Consider the following 16,289-nt stretch of genomic DNA (forward strand, 5'->3'; position numbering starts at 1 on the left):
CAAAACAGGTGTAACATAGTAAAGTACTTATTAACTGATTTTTGTATCTGTATCCAACTCTTTTTTATACGTGAAGGAGTATTAATAATCTAAAAACAGAAAATCATGTCAAAAGGAAAAGAAGGTAAATCTAAGTCAGGTAAAAAAGCCTCAGCAAAAAGTTTGAAAGAAAAGAGAGCTGCAAAAGCTGCAAAAAGAAAAGAGAAAAGGAACGAGGAATAAATAGTACTGACGTTCGTAGCCTTTGTATTCTAGTTTAACATTAGTCTTCTATAATATCATTTATGAAAAATCAAGAATTAGAAAAATCCTTTACGCATAAATTGGTAGATACCATTGATTACGTGCCTGGATCTGTGGTTATGAAAGTAATTTTAAAGAAAAAAACAGGAATTGTGGCCATATCATCATTTGATAGTGGAGAAGCATTAACTTCTAAAACTTCTCCTTTTGATAATCTTATTCAAATTATAGATGGAGAAGCTGAGATTATTATTAATGAAGAATCAAATATCATTGAAACAGGTCACGCAATTATTATCCCTGCTCATACAAGAAATGTAGTAATGGCTAATAAACGATTTAAAATGATATCGATTATCATTAAGAGTGGTTATGAAGACGTAAGTATCTAAAATTTAAAAACAAAGTATATGGAAAGGCAAGAGAGTAAATTCAAACCTGGCGATACTGTTTATGCCAAAGTAAATCCTGAAGTTAAATTGATTGTACGATTATATTATCGGCGAATATACTATTGCAAATTTGCTGAGGACCCAGAGAAAAAAGAGGTTGTGTTTTTTGAAAGAGAGCTTTTATAATCATATTTATTAAGACAAAAGTTGAACGCTAAAATAACACACAATTAAATGACACAGCGATTAGATATAACAAAAGCTCAAAGCTTTCATTTTAGGATTTTAGAAAGAAGGCAAAGATCGCCTACTTTATTATGGTTCACGGTTTTCCCCAACAGTTTAAGAGGTTGTTCAAAGCTATTTATCATCCTGAAAATCATTACTTAATTCATATCAATCAAAAAACCCACATCAATATAAAAGAAGGCATTAAAATTTTTTTGGCAGATTATTCTAATTCTTATTTCTTGAAAAGTACAACCATAGACATAGGAAAATACAATATGGTTCAATCTCAACTTAATGGGATAGAATATCTCCTAAACCGCTGCCTTAAATGGGATTTTTTTATCAATCTAAGCGATCAGGATTTTCCTTTGAAATCCCAAGATGCCATTCTTGATTTTTTACACAGGAATAGAGAGAAAAACTTCATGAAAATAGTTCATCAAGTTAGAGTGCGTCCTGATACGCTGAACCGCATTGAAAACTATTTTCAAGGCGTTGATATTGGTTTCTCAGGCATACCCTTTAAAAGATCTTATATGAAAAATGTTATTCCATATGTTGGCGAACAATGGATGATCTTAACTAGAGTATGTTGTGAATTTATCTGCCATAGCCATGAAGTTAAAAAATTTGAAGATTTCTATCATAATATCCAAAATGCTGACAAATCATTTTTTCAGACTGTACTGATGAATACGTCATTTAAAGAAATCGTTGTAAACAATGATAAAAGAGCTGTTAAGTGGATACCTGATGGAGATGTAAAGTTGAAACCAAAAACCTTAACAGAATCTGATTTTGAGTTTTTAATGCAAGAAGAAAATTTATTTGCCCGGAAATTTGATGAAAAAGTAGATGAATCTATATTACACCTCTTGGAAGAAGTTTTGACAGCAGATCAAGTAACAAATAATGATAATAGTATAGATTTTGACTTTATTTCAACAACTGATATAGAAATGAAAAAAGTATCTCATTAGATCAGGAAACAATTATAAATCCGCCAGCTTAACTACATAAGCGACTACTTAACGGAAGTAAATAAATAATAAAGATGATAGATAAATTTAAAATACAACCGCTTAGGGACTGGGTATTGATAAAGGTGGATGTAGCACAGGAACAATCTAAGACAGGGATCGTCATCTCTGATACTATTAATAACAATCAAAAATCTCAAAAAAGCAATCATACAGGCAATTGGAAAAGGTAAAAAAGGTAAACCTAAGATGGTAAATGTTGGAGATCTTGTGCTATTCGGAGAGGATTCAGTAACTGAAGTTTGCATAGAGGGTATAATTATGTATATTATTAAGGAATCAAACATCTTTGGTATTATTCGACCAGTCAGTTTAGAAGTTATATAGCAAGATCTAATAAGTTTAGTTTTTTGACTAAAATGATAAGCTATCCGAGAATATGAAGATTAATAAATAAACCTAAAGATAAAAAAGCGTTTTATCGGGATGTTGAAAAACAGTTGATTGAATATCCGATGCTTCTAAAATACCAAAATGAGCGTATTCCTTATTTTTTTCAACCGCCCAGGCAATATTACCATAGTCAAAATGCCAATACTCTTTATGGTCACATACAAAGTCTTCATCTTCGAAAAGTTTCATGAGAAGCTCTCGATTTTTCTTTGCTTTTTTACTAATATCAGGATATTTAGGATAACACTTTTCATTCAAATCAATATGTAATCCATCGTTAGTTCCAAAATCAAGTACGCATTCTGTTTGCAAATCATAAATCAGAGCATCAACAGCTCCTCCGGTTGCATGGGTAGATTGCATTCTGGGAGCAATGAAATTTGACACTATTTCATTAATTTCTTCTGCGGTTTTTTCCGGATGTTTCTTTTTCATGAAATCTGTCTTTTGATCTGATAGTTTTTGTTGGTGTTCAAATGATCTCCACGCTGATCTAATAATTAATTTTTTACCCTGATCGTACAGAAGTTTACTAATTCTCCGTATTTTTTTAGATACTTCTTTTCTAACCAAATAGCGATAGTTTTTTTGCAAGGACTTTTCGAATATTAGATTAAAGTCTGAATCCTGAAGGCTCGTCAATGGCGAGTTATTCTCCTTGACGGTCATCATTGCAGTTTTCTTTTTGTGTAACCTGTCTTTTTCTTCGACTATCAGACAATATTCCCTTACGCTTATTGGAGTAATGATATTTTTAAAAATATAGGATGAATTCATAGCAGTAGCTAATGCTCCATACTTTAACGTAAATGAAACATTGCTACCAACTTCTAATTTCTCTTTTTTGGCATTGATAATAATGTGATCACCACCGGCTCCCAGAATTTCAATATCTAATTTAGGAGTTAACCCTGTCACCATTACATCTTGAACGCCCATGGCTAGTATAGCTCGCGTTATCATACCCTGGTCTTTGAATTTTGGTGTGTTACCAAAGGCATCCAAACCGATTTCACCGTTTGGCACCGATCCTTTGTTTTTCAATTCGATGACTTCAGCTACCAACATAAAAGCGTCTTGATAAAGTTTGGGAATTGGCTTTCTGGTCAAAGGTTCATAACCTAAAAATATAGACTCTCCAAGTCTCAAATTATTGATCCTGCCTACATCTTTTGTAGTAGTAAACCAATTATAATTAGCTGAGTTCCCCCCTGAGATCATAGATAGCGTTATGTTGAACTTCTTCTCAATACTATTAGCAATAGCAGATAGTATATCCATTTTTTCTGCTGTGGGTTTAACTCCCGAAAAACAGGCAAGATTTGTACCTATACCTTCAAGTTTAATACCCTTTAGAGTTAGTACCTTTTTGATTGTATTTTCTAATTGTGATGGTAATATACCTTCCCGTAAATCCCCTAGTTCTACCATAAGTACGATCTTATGGGTCTTACCGTGTAGGATAGCAAATTCTGAAAGTTTTTTTATTACAGATAATTCAGAATTAAGACTCATATCAGTATATAATACTACTGATTCTGTTTGACTGATCATAGGGGTTCTAATCAACAGGAAATTTGCTTTGACTCCTGCAATACGCATTTTTTTGATATTTGATATTCTTGAATCGGCAAGAATTTTAACTCCGCTCTTCACCAAAATATTAGCAATATGAGGATCTGCACAAACTCCTTTAGTAACAGCAATTATGTCTATGCCTTTTGACTGAAAAATAGAGCTTAAAATCTTAGCATTGTGAGCAATTTTGCTAAGATTAATATCTATTCTTGGGATTGACATAGTAGTGGGTTGACACTAATTAGATCAGGAAATATTTCTTGAAGTTTTTCTACCAGCTTACTGCAGTCGTTTTTCAGGACATCAGTAACAGGTAATTGATATTTTTCTTCATAAGCCTTTGTTATATTTTCAACCTCTTGGTCATTCATATCTTCATGATTGATGGTTATTGCAATAACCTTGGATCCAGAGAAGGTTTCTAACATTTTTATTTCGCTCTCAATTGTTGGCATGGGAATTTCTGGAAAATCACACCTGGTGCGTCTTTTTGGTGGATGCTGAAGGATAATAGCCTTTGGCATAGCGCCTCGAAGGATTGCACTTGAAGAGGTAAATGCGGGATGACTAAGGGCTCCTTGACCCTCTACTACGATTATATCAGGTTGTTCTTTAATGGCTTCTAGAATAGCATTTTCTACTTCTCCTGTAGCGAAGCCAGAACTTAGAACATCTACAGCAATACCATATTTGGAACCTTGTAGTATCCCTGTTTGGCCCGTAGTTATGAAGATCGCATTTAAACCTATTTTCTTTAGAGCCGCTACCAACTTAAGTGCAGTGGTTCGCTTGCCAACTGCGCAATCTGTTCCAGATATTTTTATTATTGGTGTTTGAACATTTCTTATCTGTCCTGTAAAGTGCTTAAGATTTTCTTTAGATGGTGGTTTTCTAACATCAAATATGGATACATTGTACTTTTTTGCGAGATTCATGCAAACTTCATCATCAGAAAGAAACTCTGGAAGTCCGTTTACAATATGCATTCCTGTTTTAATTGCAGTGTAAATGACTTGTTTCTCATCCTCACTTAACAGTGGCTTGAGAGGGGCAATTCCGTAGATAAAATATTTTGGGATACTATCTAGTTTTTCAATAGCCTGACTAAAATTTTTGAATATTGGGATTCTATTTTTAACACCATCAAGATATTCTCCTGCGTCAAGGCCTGATTTTGTGCTATCAATAACACCAACAATTTTATACTTGTCAGAATGCCTTACAAGACCATTTGCTACTTTGCCATCCAGTTTGCCAAATTCATTTTCGCAATAGACAATTGCTGATGTTTTCATAATTTGTGTGATTTAAGATAAAAAAGATTTCGGAATGATTTAACTTCCTATCAATGCTCTTGCCGTCAAACCTAGTTCCCATCTATCAGGATCATTTTGAAATCCACAGTAGTAGATTCCATCAATATATCGCTTTACTATCAGCGAAATGCTAGGGTTTATTTTAGTAAATACCGTATCGCCTACTTCATATTTTAGAATTACATTTTTATTTAGTTTCATAATTAATATTAGAAGAGGTTTGTTTTTTACATTTTTTTGTCCCCAGAGAATTAATTAATAAGTAAATAATCTCTGAGGATAAAAAGAATCAGCAAGAAAAATGACGATTTTAAAGAATCTATTCGAATGGCTTTAAGAGTTAGACTAATTATGTGCCATCATTTTATATTAAAATTGATCTATAACATTGATTTGTGTGTTGTTTCGATATTTTCTTATTAAAGAATATTTGTTTTGTAAGGTTTTATTCATCTTTATTAAAAAAGGCAGAGTTTTGAATTTCTGCCTTTTTTTTACCTGAAAATGTTTTGTAGTATATATCAAATACTCCGCATGCATTATCATTTTGGTAATTCTAGGTTGTTCAAGATTATTTTTTGAAAACATTATATTCTCATTTTATAATATTTATTACAAAGATCTTTATAATTAATCGATGCAAGGTTATACAATAAGAATTGAATGTTACATAAATCATAGGTTAAACTCTAACCTATTTAATTAAATATTTAGAATGTAAAGAGAAGAGTGTTTAGATGAAATATTTTATAATAATAAAAATATCTTTAGACTGTCCCGAGAGTTGGGAGTAGCATATAAAAAATACTAAAATATTACCCCTAGTATTTAGGATAATATTTTAGTATTAATGAAAGTAAATAAGAGTGTACTCCTTATGAAGCTATTAATAATGTAGAATGGTTTTTATAAAAGCTTCTAATTCAATTAAATGATCAATAGAATGGTTAGATATTTCAATCTCTCCCGCTACTAATAACCACCTCAATATGAGGTGGTTGTTTTGTTTTTGGAGCTTTTTTTCTAGTTGCAAAAAACTAATTTTTGACAATAGAGCATGGTTTTGGAGCATGGTTTGTGTTACTTTTTAGATCTAAAATTGATCTCATTTTAAATTAGAGTACTGCAGATTTATTCAATTTATTTCTTTAAGCGATAGCCTAAGTGTCTGTAATTCATTTTGTTTTTATCTGGTTGCTCTTAATCTACTAGTAGTATTTTTTGTTCTTAAGTAGAGCATGGTTTTTTGCGACCTCTAGGCAGGAATGTAAATGAGTGCTGTTTTTTTTAAGAGGATGTAGTATTTAAAGCTTCTGCTGCTAAATTTGAAAGTATTAGATAGATTTTTAACATTATTTAATCACCCCAGATTATACTTAACGCTCTATTTTTAAACGTAATGCAGTGTTCAAAAAATTTTTCTTGTACGTCTTCATCTTTTACATACTTGAAAATATCAACTGCCCAGATTTGTTCTGTCTTAAAAATGTCGTCGGTAATATCTTGAAAATACTCTCCCATTACTGTGTTCGGAGATATGTTTTTTTCATAAAGAAGATATTTGTATTTGAAATCATCGCTGCAATGATACCATCTTATTTTTTTAGCTTCAGCATAAATAACCATAATAGAATGATTTCCAATATCGGCAAACCGAAATGCACAGGCTGTTCGACTTACTTTATATTCTTCTTTTAGATGGTCAATTAACCCAATATTAAATTTTTTCCTGTAGATATCTTTATCAAAACGCTTTTCTGGCATAAGAAGATTTGATGCAAAATAATCGGCTTCTCTTTCAATCTTATAAAACTGTTTTTGATTAGTTTTTGATGGATGAGGTTTTAGAAGTCCCTTTTTAAGACCAATTCTATGAGAATCTATAAAATAATGCCCCAGTTCATGCGCCAAAGTAAATCTACCCTTAGGAGAGTGTTGAGAGTTGCCTTGCCGAGTATTTATATGAATGGAAAATTTGTTGTTTCCATATATAGTCATTCCATCAAATGTATTAGCTCCGTAGTCATCATAAAAAACTCCGAGCCCTTCATCCTTGACAATTTCTTCTAAAGGAGTAATCTTGTTAGGATACTCCATTGCAATAGACTCTGCTAACCCTTTTATTGAAGAATTATTGATCATTAGAGGATTTGTTATTATGCTTCCTAAGCATTTTATCTATTATATGTTGCGGAACTTCTCCTTGTCCTTTTCTAGCTGCCATTCTTAAGGTTTCGAAATTTTCTTCTTCAATTTCTTCCTCTTTCCAAGGGAAAATAATTTTAGATCGTTTCAATGAACCATTTATGATCGAATCAACGTCAATACTTTCGTTTTTTAGTTTAAAATCATAGTTTTCATAAAGCTTATCGAATCTTTTTAATTGAATTTCATTTACAGGATATAAAAATCCTGTGGAAGCAAACCAATCATCCAAATGGTCTAATGCTATTTTTTGTATTTTTTTAGGCCTGCTCATTTAGTATTTTTAAATAGTTGTTAATATGCTTGTCTGCAACACCATAATAAGTGTTGATGGACTTTTGTGTAAGAGATAATTTTTCTCTTAATGCAGTTGTGACTTGGCGAGGTACTTTTTTTCCATCCCTTTGATATGCGCGATATGTAAAATAAATTATTCTGTGCTTAAAACTTAGCATTTGCAATGCGGATTCTATGGTGCCAAGTTTTGCTGTAAGTTCTCTGTTTTTTTCAATATTATCAATATTCAAGTATTGAACCAATCCTTTTGCATCTTCTATAATTACAAAATCCTCTTCCTCTGTTGGTTCAGCACATTTATTTTGCTCACCATATTTGACAATTTGTGTGTAAATTATAGGATGCATCCATAGTAAAATGCCTTTGTCTATATCTTTTGATTTTGACTTTTCTGGTTTAAAAGTCGGATACTTCCAAACTCGTGCAAAAGTACAGTGGGCAATTTCTAAAGCCACTACTTCGTTATAATTGAATTTATTACAATAGATTTCAGACTTTGAAATTATATCTTTTTCAAAGCGGAAACAAAATTCCGCAAACGCCTGTTTAGCTTCATCAAGAAATTCATTTTTAAAAGAAATGTACTCCAATAACTCTATACTTGGGAGTAGTTTGAAATTTATCTGTTCTTTCAATTGTCACTTTTCATTCATATACCAAAACGGATATATCTATTCAGGTAAATGAATAGAAAAAGGCTCCATTACCTAATACTTATTTAAAGAACGATAAGGTTGAGGGGATGACACAAAGTAATAATAATATCGTAAAGATAAAAATTATAGCAAAAGATTTAGCTTGGAAAAAGTTCAATAGAACCCTAGAAGGTAAATGACTTGTAGGTGGTAAAAATGAAAAATAGCGATGAGAAATTATAGTAGAGAAAGTATGAAAAATAAGTGGAACTCCACAGCTTTAAATGGAGATTGTATAACCTTTAATCATGTCTTATGAATTCTTTAAACATATCTAAAGAGCAATTAAGTCTGTGTCACAAAGAGACTTGTGTTAAAATTAATGGTAATATGGCTAAAACTATAGTTTTTAGTCTTGCTGCTATTGTTTTAATTAATGGAATTAGCTCTATGTTGGAATCTTCCAATTAGACTTTGATGGAGGCATTTATAAAAACTGTCACCATCAAAATGTGCCAATATGACATTCCTAAACATTTTTAACTAAAAGTTTAATAATTGATTATCAAAAAATAATATTATGAATATGACAGAATTATATAAAAATGAAGTAGCAGAAATCCTTGAAACATTAGGTGAAAATTTAGATATATCAGAGAGTCAATACAAGGAAGCTGTAAAGAGCTATCAAGCGGTGGGGGAATGGCTGTCTTGTGAAAACTCTTCTTTATATCCATACAAACCAAATATTTTACCGCAAGGGTCATTTATGTTAGGAACAATGACTAAGCCTATCAATGATGAGGATGATATCGATATTGATCTAGTTTGTAAAATTCAAAATAAGCCAAGCCACTGGACACAAAAACATTTAAAAGAAGCTATTGGCGATAGACTAAAAGAGCATTCACGTTATGAAAAAATGTTGAAAGAAAAGGGAGGTGGGAGAAGATGCTGGACAATTATTTATGCGGAAGATTCAAATTTTCATATGGATATTCTTCCATCATTAGCGGATGAAAATTTAAATATTATATTGAATGAGAAATTTTTTAGCACGCAGAATCTTGATGCAGATAAACTGGCTATAAGAATAACAGATAAGGAACATATTTTTTATTCCATTATGACTGACCGACTGTTTTGGATAAAAAGTAACCCTTTCGGTTATGCCAAGTGGTTTTTTCAAAAAGCAATAGTAAGTGAAAAAAGAATATTTTCCTTAAGAGAATCTATTGATCCAGTTAGACCTTATCAAAAGAAAAAGTTGCCCTTGCAAAGAGTTGTGCAATTGTTAAAGAGACATAGAGATATTATGTTTTCTTCCGATGATTACAATTCAGAGAACAAACCTATTTCGATTATTATTACAACACTTGCTAGCAGGGCTTATGATAAAAGTGAAAATATTGTAGATGCCTATATAAATGTTATTAACAGAATGCGAGGTTTAATTGAAACCAAGCTGAATGAAAAAACTGGGAAATATGAAAAATGGATTAGTAACCCGGTTAATGAAGAAGAAAATTTTGCTGACAAGTGGGTTGAAGAGCCACAAAAAGAAGAGTATTTCTATGGCTGGTTAGATAAATTGGAAAAAGATATACAAAGTATAAGATATGGAGCTGGAAAAGGGCTTCAAATATTAAATGAATCTTTGTCAAAGCAATATGGTAATAAAGCGGTACAAAAAACATTTGCCATTTATGGTGAAAAAAACAGATTGTTACGAGAAACTGGAGAAAGAAAGATGGCTGTTGGAACAGGAATTTTGGGAAGTACTGGGAAAACTGTTCCAAATCACAATTTTGAAGGAATAGAATAGATATGGGGAGTAAGTACTTTAGATCAAATAACAGGAGGGTTCTCAATGGATTACTTTCTTCACAGCAACTAAAAAAAATAAAAGCTGATTTTGCTGGTGCACAAGTTGTTAAGAATACTTGGGACAATTTTCAGGTGATTATAAAAGTCCAGCCAACAGCAATAAGTGAGGAATATGATTTATCAATAGTATATGAGCAGAACCAATTGGTAAAAGTCTTTGTGGTGAATAAGCAGCTTAAAATTGCAACGAACAGAAAAAAGTTACCTCATGTTTATGATAGTAAAAAGCAACAGCTTTGTTTGTATTCGCCATCTAAAAAGGAATGGGATGGTTTTAAATATATTGTCGACACCATAATACCCTGGGCTAGTGAATGGCTTTATTATTATGAATTGTGGTTGCCCGAAGGCAAGTGGTATGGTGGTGGTCACAATGAGTATCCTAATGAAGAAAATACACAAATAATAAGCGATGAATAAAAAGAAATTTAAAATACTGGCTATTGATGGAGGTGGTATAAAAGGAATTTTTCCAGCCAAATTACTAACACTTTTGGAAGATGATTTAGCTACCAGGACTGATGGTAAAACAAAGGTTTATCAGCATTTTGACTTAATAACAGGAACGTCTACTGGGGGAATTATAGCTTTGGCACTTTCTTTAGGGATTCCAGCAAAAGAGATTTATAATCTTTACTTGGACAATGCAAAAAAAATATTCGGAAATAAGAAGCCATTATTCTTAGGTCATAAAAAGCCTTTTTTACTGGGACAAGTATTTAACTCAGCTCACAATCGAAGTTACCTTGAAAACCTGGTTAGGGAAAAGTTTAAAGATGCAAATAATGGAAAAGAACCTAGACTTAATGATTGTAAGACGGATGTTTGTATACCTATTTATGATTTAGTTAAAGGAAATCCAAGTGTACTTAAAACACCCTATCACCCTTCATTGAATAGAGACTTTCATATTCCAGCTTACCAAGCTGCCATGGCTACATCAGCAGCACCTACATATTTTGACCCTTTCACTGCGGAATATTTAGATTTGAATGGAACTATCCAAGATTTTAGTAACAAAGTTGATGGAGGAGTGATGGCCAATAACCCGACACTGGTAGCATTTATCGAGGCAATTAAAGCTTTTAAAGTAGATATTTCAGACTTAGAAATATTCTCAATAGGAACTGGTTACAGGAGATTCACAGATAACAATACTTTAAAGAAGAAAACTTTTATTACTTCAATTTTGGGAAGAAAAAAAAGGTGGGGTTTGAAATATTGGATGGTTAAGGATAAAAGAAAAAGACTTATTGAGCTTTTTATGCAAAGTCAATCTCAACTAGTAGCTAACTATATAAGTTTATTACACCAAGGCATAGATAAATCTGAAAATGAAACCCCAAATTTTGTTTATGATAGAATAGATGTTTTACTCAATGAAGAGAGCAATATTGAAATGGATGAATTTGATACCAATAGGATTAAGAATTTTGCGGAGTTAGCCTCGGTCGAATATCAAGAACATAGAACCAAAATTTTAACGAACTATTTTTATTAATTCTGATTTAATATTTATAAAGATAGAGTTTTAGATTTCGGAGCATGGTTTAAGAAATTAAACTCGTTTCATTTAATATGATTTTGTTTAAAAAGCTCAAAAATAAACTCAATTATTAACATAACATTTGGAATTATAAGCTTTTCAGTACTGCGTTTTTTCCTTCTAGAAAGAAATATAAACCATGCTCCGTTTTGGAGCATGGTTTTTTAGTACGGAATTGTTGTTAAATGTATCGGTTTGCATGCTCCAAAAAATATAAAAAACTCTGATGCAGAGTGTTGTGGTTTTTTTGATTTGTCCTCATAACCCGAAGGTCGCAGGTTCGAGTCCTGCTCCCGCTACTATTAAAGCCATTTATGGAAATAGTTATTTTTTATATACGAAAACCCAATATTTTAAATAGACACATAATTCTTTTTGTAATATCATAGTTCTAAATTCTACTTAAATTATCTAAATTTTATTTAAAATTAAGCGGGGTTTTGAAGAGGGGTTTTTACTAGATATTGATAGTTATTTTTAAACTTTAATTCTCTAAATGCTTGAAATCAAGTAGTTATATAATTTCACAAAAATTAAGATGATTTGTGTGAAGAAAAAGAGCGTGGAGACGCTCTTTTTTGTTTTTTATAATTTGAAAAATAAATTGATATACCATCGCCATATAAATAAAATGTGCAGATAATACATATCCGCACATTTTTTTAATTACTTATTCGTAGAGAATATATCCTTCAGCTGTCTTAAGACTCCGTCATTTCCAGAAACTGTAATTTCACCAATTTTATCAGCGATTTTCTCTACATACTCCATTTCTTTTAGTTTGTAGAGCATAGTGTTTTCTTCCATAAGTTTTGCTGTATTTAGCAGACTTCTGGTTGATGCAGTTTCTTCGCGTCGAGTAATAGTATTAGCTTGAGCTTTCTTTTGCGCTATCAAAACCTGGTTCATGATTTCTTTCATCTCACCAGTAAGAATGATATCTCTGATACCACAATTCAATACTTTTACACCTAGTTTATTTGCTTGGTTTTTAGTAGATTCTAATATAGCAGTAGCCATATTTTCCTTACGTTCCAGCAATTCATCTAAGGTATAATTTCCTACGAAAGCTCTTAGTGCTAATTGCATCGCGATATATAATTGTCTCGAATAGTCTTTATTATCCAATAATGCTTTTTCTATATCTACCACTTTATACTGGACATCGAAATTAATACGAATAGCAGCTTTATCCTTAGTTAGTAGTTCCTGACCAGCTACTTCCAGTTGTAGTTGCCGTAGATCTACCTTCGCAATTTTAATAGTAGTGTCATTTTTCCAAAAACGATACGTACCACTATCTAATGTTTTGCTATATACATCATCGACTATAAGTACTGCTTTTTCGTAAGCAGCTACTTCAAACGTTCTGATATAGTTTCTTAAAGCATAATTGCTAAACAATGACTTTTCAATTTTTTCAGTGATATAGATTTTGCTAAGATCTACTCTTGTAAATTCATAGGTTAGTAGACCTTTCCACAGTGTATATCTTCCTGCAGGGAATACACTTTTGAAGTTTCCATTTTCATATACTAAAACAATCTCGTTATCTTTTACTTCAATCACATGTAGCATATCTTCCAATGTTTTATCTTTCAATAAGATTTCTAGTGCTACAGGAGCTGTAAATGGCTTGGAAAGATCGTATACAGTAATACGTTCATTCCATCCTAACCAATGTGTTCCTTTCGTAATTACACGATTGTAGTCACCTTTTCTGAAAACCAAGCCTATTGTACCAGCATTGATTCGTACTCGTTTCATTTTCTTAATTTTTGTGTCTGTAACTATACAGACAGATTTAACATTAATTGGATGATAACCCTGTAACGGAGGTATTATCGATTTCAGTTTATTTTATAAAAAACAGTGAAAGCAAATCATCTTTCCAATACGGAAATAATAGGATGCTATATTATTGATAAGTAGTTTTTAGTATCGAAATAGAAGACTAGATATTCTAAAATATATCATCACCTAATATTTGGATTCAAAAAGGTACCCATGTTTAATGGTAACATGGCTAAAATCTCAAAGTACTTTTAAGATTGTTTTTATAGCAAGAGTACTATAAAAACAGATCTGCCATCACGGTTTTTGTCAATCAGTTTTACAAGATGATTAGCTTTTATCCTACATTATGAGTGTAGTGCTCTACCTAACTGAGCTACGAAACCTAAGTTGGTGGTCTCGACGGGATTCGACCCCGTGCAACGTAAAAGGCATTTTCAGTGCCTTGTTCGCTAGATCTCTAATCTAGTGCGTTTACCAATTCCGCCATATCTCTTAGAGATAGTGGGACTCGAACCCACATGAACAAAAAATCTATCGCTCTAACCACTAAGCTACGGGACCATGTTTAATATGATATAGTGGTCCCGGTGGGATTCGAACCCACGACCTATAGAAAGACTATTATTTGGTTAATAGCCAAACCTTCAAATCAAGTTGCATATGAAGCAATCATACAAAAACTGCAATTCTTCATACAGTAGTGTTATACAGAAACACTCAACAAGACCTGATTGATACTGTCATTCCAGCGAAGGCTGGAATCTTATTAATCAATTACGCTTTTCGGCTTTATTTTTATCAAAAGCCCTGCTATTTTCATCCTCACTTCATAGCAGGGCACAACTTCAAACCCCAATTGTTTCCCCCATGTAAAAGGGTTTGTTTTAATTACTATGCAAATGTGTAATGTATTAGCGCAATGTATTTGCGTAGTAATTATTTATTTGTAAAAAATTCGATTCCTATTATTCTTAATAGGATAATCGGTTTCATAAAACAGTGTTGTTGTTATATTATTGATATAATTAATGATCAACTTATTAAGTAAGTTGTTGTTGGTTTGTTTTATGGTAGTTGCTAGTTGTGTTTTCATGATTTTAGATTTTAAAAATGTCTCACGGATTATATAATGTTTCATATTCGCGATCACGTCTGTCAATTTCTCCCAAAGGGCTTCCTTTAAAAGTGGAGATGTTGCGAAATCCATTTTCTTTGGAGATTAAAGAATCTTCCTTTTTAATGGCACCTCTTCTGGTGTTTCCGTAATCACCAGTAAGTTTTTTTGTTGCAGGATCCAGATCACCCCAAAGTTTATCTGGTTTACCATGATCTATTGGTTCTACGAAATAGGTAATACCAGTAATTTTGGATTGAACTATGAATCTGCCTGTGTCTTCAGTTTTGCATAAAAACCTTTGTAATAATTTATTTTTCATAGTTGTAAAATTTAATTGTTAGTGGAACAGACAGGAATCGAACCTGTATCTTCGGATCTTCAATCCGTTGCATTGACCAACTTTGCTACTATTCCTTTTTTGGGTGTACTCCGGGACTCGAACCCTGTTCCTCTCATTCACAGTGAGACGCTTTACCTGATAAGCTAGAGACACCATATATACGATTGTTTGATTTTCAGGATATTGATAATAAATCTTTATATTAGGCTATACATTCGAAAACAACCTAAATGGATAACATTTCAACTATTATATTGGCAGCATCCCTAATCATTATTATGCTGGGGATGGGATTATCTTTAGTTATATCTGATTTCAAAAGGATATTGATCTACCCCAAGGCTATTTTAGTTGGGCTTATAAATCAACTTATTATTTTACCTTTAATAGGTTTTACTTTGGTATCTATACTATCGCTAGAACCAGAAATTGCAATTGGGATTATGATATTAGCTGCTTGTCCGGGTGGAGCAACTTCTAATTTGATCTCTCATTTGGCACATGGTGATACTGCATTATCTGTTACACTTACTGCTTTTAGTAGTTTGATTACTATTATTACCATACCCTTTATTGTCAATTTTTCATTACTTCACTTTTTGTCTGAGAATCAAACAATCCAACTGAATGTTGTAGAAACAATTATTCAAATTTTTGTGATTATCATTATACCAGTTGTAGTAGGGATGATAATCAGAAAATATAATGAGGTTTTCGCGCTTAAAATGGCGAAACCAGTAAGAATTGCTTCAGCTGTTGTATTAGCTTTGGTGATTGTTGGTATTTTGGTAAAAGAAAAAGATAATTTCCTTTCTTATTTACAAGAAGCAGGCTTAGTGGCCTTTTTATTAAATATTCTCACAATGGCTATTGGATATTATTCCGCTAAGCTTTTCAAAGTTCATCATAAAGGTGCTATTTCCATAGGAATTGAGTCTGGTATTCAAAATGGAACTCTTGCGATATCAATTGCCATTGCTATACTACATAATACTTCGTATGCAATTGCTCCAGCTGTCTATAGTTTATTAATGTTCTTTACTGGTGGATTAGCAATTTTTTTAGGAATTAGAGGTAATAAATAAAAATACTTCATATTTACACTAAGAATAGATGTAAACTTAACTTGGACAGTACACTCTCAAAACCTTAAATCTTGGTAGAGAGTGACTGCCAGTTCCACTATTCTAGAGTTATTTCAAAGGCATTGGGAATCGAACCCAAGACTCCCGCGATATGGCCGCGGTACTCTACCACTGAGTTATACCTTAG

The 16,289-nt window shown here is 32.2% G+C and carries 18 protein-coding genes and 5 tRNA genes; 9 read left to right on the plus strand and 14 right to left on the minus strand.

What is annotated here, in order from left to right:
• Positions 1–284: 284 nt before the first annotated feature.
• The 5 genes from Q1A73_RS12945 (at position 285) to Q1A73_RS24600 (ending at position 2,233) form a co-directional block, all read left to right on the plus strand.
• Positions 285–635: a cupin gene (locus Q1A73_RS12945; protein ID WP_299606234.1), complete on the plus strand. Its 351-nt coding sequence runs from the start codon at positions 285–287 to the stop codon at positions 633–635.
• Between the two features lie 18 nt (positions 636–653).
• Entirely contained in the window at positions 654–821 is a 168-nt protein-coding gene (locus Q1A73_RS12950) for a hypothetical protein (RefSeq protein WP_299606236.1), read from the plus strand.
• Between the two features lie 128 nt (positions 822–949).
• Entirely contained in the window at positions 950–1,846 is an 897-nt protein-coding gene (locus Q1A73_RS12955) for a beta-1,6-N-acetylglucosaminyltransferase (protein WP_299606371.1), read from the plus strand.
• Positions 1,847–1,920: 74 nt separating this feature from the next.
• Positions 1,921–2,079: a hypothetical protein gene (locus Q1A73_RS12960; RefSeq protein ID WP_299606239.1), complete on the plus strand. Its 159-nt coding sequence runs from the start codon at positions 1,921–1,923 to the stop codon at positions 2,077–2,079.
• Positions 2,080–2,095: 16 nt separating this feature from the next.
• Positions 2,096–2,233, plus strand: a complete 138-nt coding sequence (locus Q1A73_RS24600; protein WP_366141456.1) for a hypothetical protein — start codon at positions 2,096–2,098, stop codon at positions 2,231–2,233.
• Between the two features lie 72 nt (positions 2,234–2,305).
• Here Q1A73_RS24600 and Q1A73_RS12965 read toward each other — a convergent pair whose 3' ends face one another.
• From Q1A73_RS12965 to Q1A73_RS12990, 6 genes are all read right to left on the minus strand, one after another.
• On the minus strand, positions 2,306–4,099 hold the full coding sequence (locus Q1A73_RS12965; protein ID WP_299606241.1) for an alanine racemase: 1,794 nt from the start codon (positions 4,097–4,099) through the stop codon (positions 2,306–2,308).
• Complete coding sequence (locus tag Q1A73_RS12970; RefSeq protein ID WP_299606242.1) at positions 4,081–5,172, minus strand: DUF1611 domain-containing protein; 1,092 nt, start codon at positions 5,170–5,172, stop codon at positions 4,081–4,083. The genes Q1A73_RS12965 and Q1A73_RS12970 overlap by 19 nt, the downstream gene beginning before the upstream one ends.
• A gap of 39 nt (positions 5,173–5,211) precedes the next feature.
• Positions 5,212–5,394 (minus strand): hypothetical protein, encoded by a 183-nt coding sequence (locus Q1A73_RS12975; protein WP_101444809.1) that lies wholly within the window; start codon positions 5,392–5,394, stop codon positions 5,212–5,214.
• Positions 5,395–6,549: 1,155 nt separating this feature from the next.
• Positions 6,550–7,335, minus strand: coding sequence for an ImmA/IrrE family metallo-endopeptidase (locus Q1A73_RS12980; RefSeq protein ID WP_299606247.1), 786 nt, complete (start codon positions 7,333–7,335; stop codon positions 6,550–6,552).
• Complete coding sequence (locus Q1A73_RS12985) at positions 7,325–7,672, minus strand: hypothetical protein (protein WP_299606249.1); 348 nt, start codon at positions 7,670–7,672, stop codon at positions 7,325–7,327. Before Q1A73_RS12985 ends, Q1A73_RS12980 begins: the two co-directional genes overlap by 11 nt.
• Positions 7,659–8,330, minus strand: a complete 672-nt coding sequence (locus Q1A73_RS12990; protein WP_299606251.1) for an RNA polymerase subunit sigma — start codon at positions 8,328–8,330, stop codon at positions 7,659–7,661. The genes Q1A73_RS12985 and Q1A73_RS12990 overlap by 14 nt, the downstream gene beginning before the upstream one ends.
• Positions 8,331–8,910: 580 nt before the next feature.
• Here Q1A73_RS12990 and Q1A73_RS12995 point away from each other — a divergent pair.
• The 3 genes from Q1A73_RS12995 to Q1A73_RS13005 are packed head-to-tail and all read left to right on the plus strand — an operon-like array spanning position 8,911 to position 11,718.
• Complete coding sequence (locus tag Q1A73_RS12995; RefSeq protein ID WP_299606253.1) at positions 8,911–10,155, plus strand: nucleotidyltransferase; 1,245 nt, start codon at positions 8,911–8,913, stop codon at positions 10,153–10,155.
• A 2-nt stretch (positions 10,156–10,157) separates the two neighbouring features.
• Positions 10,158–10,637 (plus strand): hypothetical protein, encoded by a 480-nt coding sequence (locus Q1A73_RS13000; protein WP_299606256.1) that lies wholly within the window; start codon positions 10,158–10,160, stop codon positions 10,635–10,637.
• Positions 10,630–11,718 carry a CBASS cGAMP-activated phospholipase gene (locus tag Q1A73_RS13005; protein WP_299606259.1) on the plus strand — a complete coding sequence of 363 codons (1,089 nt, stop codon included), beginning with the start codon at positions 10,630–10,632 and terminating at the stop codon, positions 11,716–11,718. The genes Q1A73_RS13000 and Q1A73_RS13005 overlap by 8 nt, the downstream gene beginning before the upstream one ends.
• Before the next feature lie 711 nt (positions 11,719–12,429).
• Here the strand turns inward: Q1A73_RS13005 and Q1A73_RS13010 are convergent.
• The 7 genes from Q1A73_RS13010 to Q1A73_RS13040 form a co-directional block, all read right to left on the minus strand.
• Positions 12,430–13,530 carry a slipin family protein gene (locus Q1A73_RS13010; RefSeq protein WP_299606261.1) on the minus strand — a complete coding sequence of 367 codons (1,101 nt, stop codon included), beginning with the start codon at positions 13,528–13,530 and terminating at the stop codon, positions 12,430–12,432.
• A 418-nt stretch (positions 13,531–13,948) separates the two neighbouring features.
• Positions 13,949–14,045, minus strand: a tRNA-Ser gene (locus tag Q1A73_RS13015).
• Between the two features lie 94 nt (positions 14,046–14,139).
• A tRNA-Asn gene (locus tag Q1A73_RS13020) sits at positions 14,140–14,227 on the minus strand.
• A 273-nt stretch (positions 14,228–14,500) separates the two neighbouring features.
• Positions 14,501–14,653: a hypothetical protein gene (locus tag Q1A73_RS13025; protein WP_299606263.1), complete on the minus strand. Its 153-nt coding sequence runs from the start codon at positions 14,651–14,653 to the stop codon at positions 14,501–14,503.
• Between the two features lie 22 nt (positions 14,654–14,675).
• Entirely contained in the window at positions 14,676–14,996 is a 321-nt protein-coding gene (locus Q1A73_RS13030) for a hypothetical protein (protein WP_299606265.1), read from the minus strand.
• A gap of 22 nt (positions 14,997–15,018) precedes the next feature.
• Positions 15,019–15,091 (minus strand) — tRNA-Phe (locus tag Q1A73_RS13035).
• 6 nt (positions 15,092–15,097) lie between these two features.
• Positions 15,098–15,171, minus strand: a tRNA-His gene (locus tag Q1A73_RS13040).
• Between the two features lie 76 nt (positions 15,172–15,247).
• On the opposite strand from Q1A73_RS13040, the gene Q1A73_RS13045 reads away from it, so the two are divergent.
• Positions 15,248–16,102, plus strand: coding sequence for a bile acid:sodium symporter family protein (locus Q1A73_RS13045; protein WP_299606267.1), 855 nt, complete (start codon positions 15,248–15,250; stop codon positions 16,100–16,102).
• 114 nt (positions 16,103–16,216) lie between these two features.
• On the opposite strand, the gene Q1A73_RS13050 is transcribed toward Q1A73_RS13045, so the two are convergent.
• Positions 16,217–16,288 (minus strand) — tRNA-Met (locus Q1A73_RS13050).
• Position 16,289 lies beyond the last annotated feature (1 nt).

This window comes from uncultured Aquimarina sp. (assembly GCF_947492115.1).
In the GTDB taxonomy this organism is placed as follows: Bacteria; Bacteroidota; Bacteroidia; order Flavobacteriales; family Flavobacteriaceae; genus Aquimarina.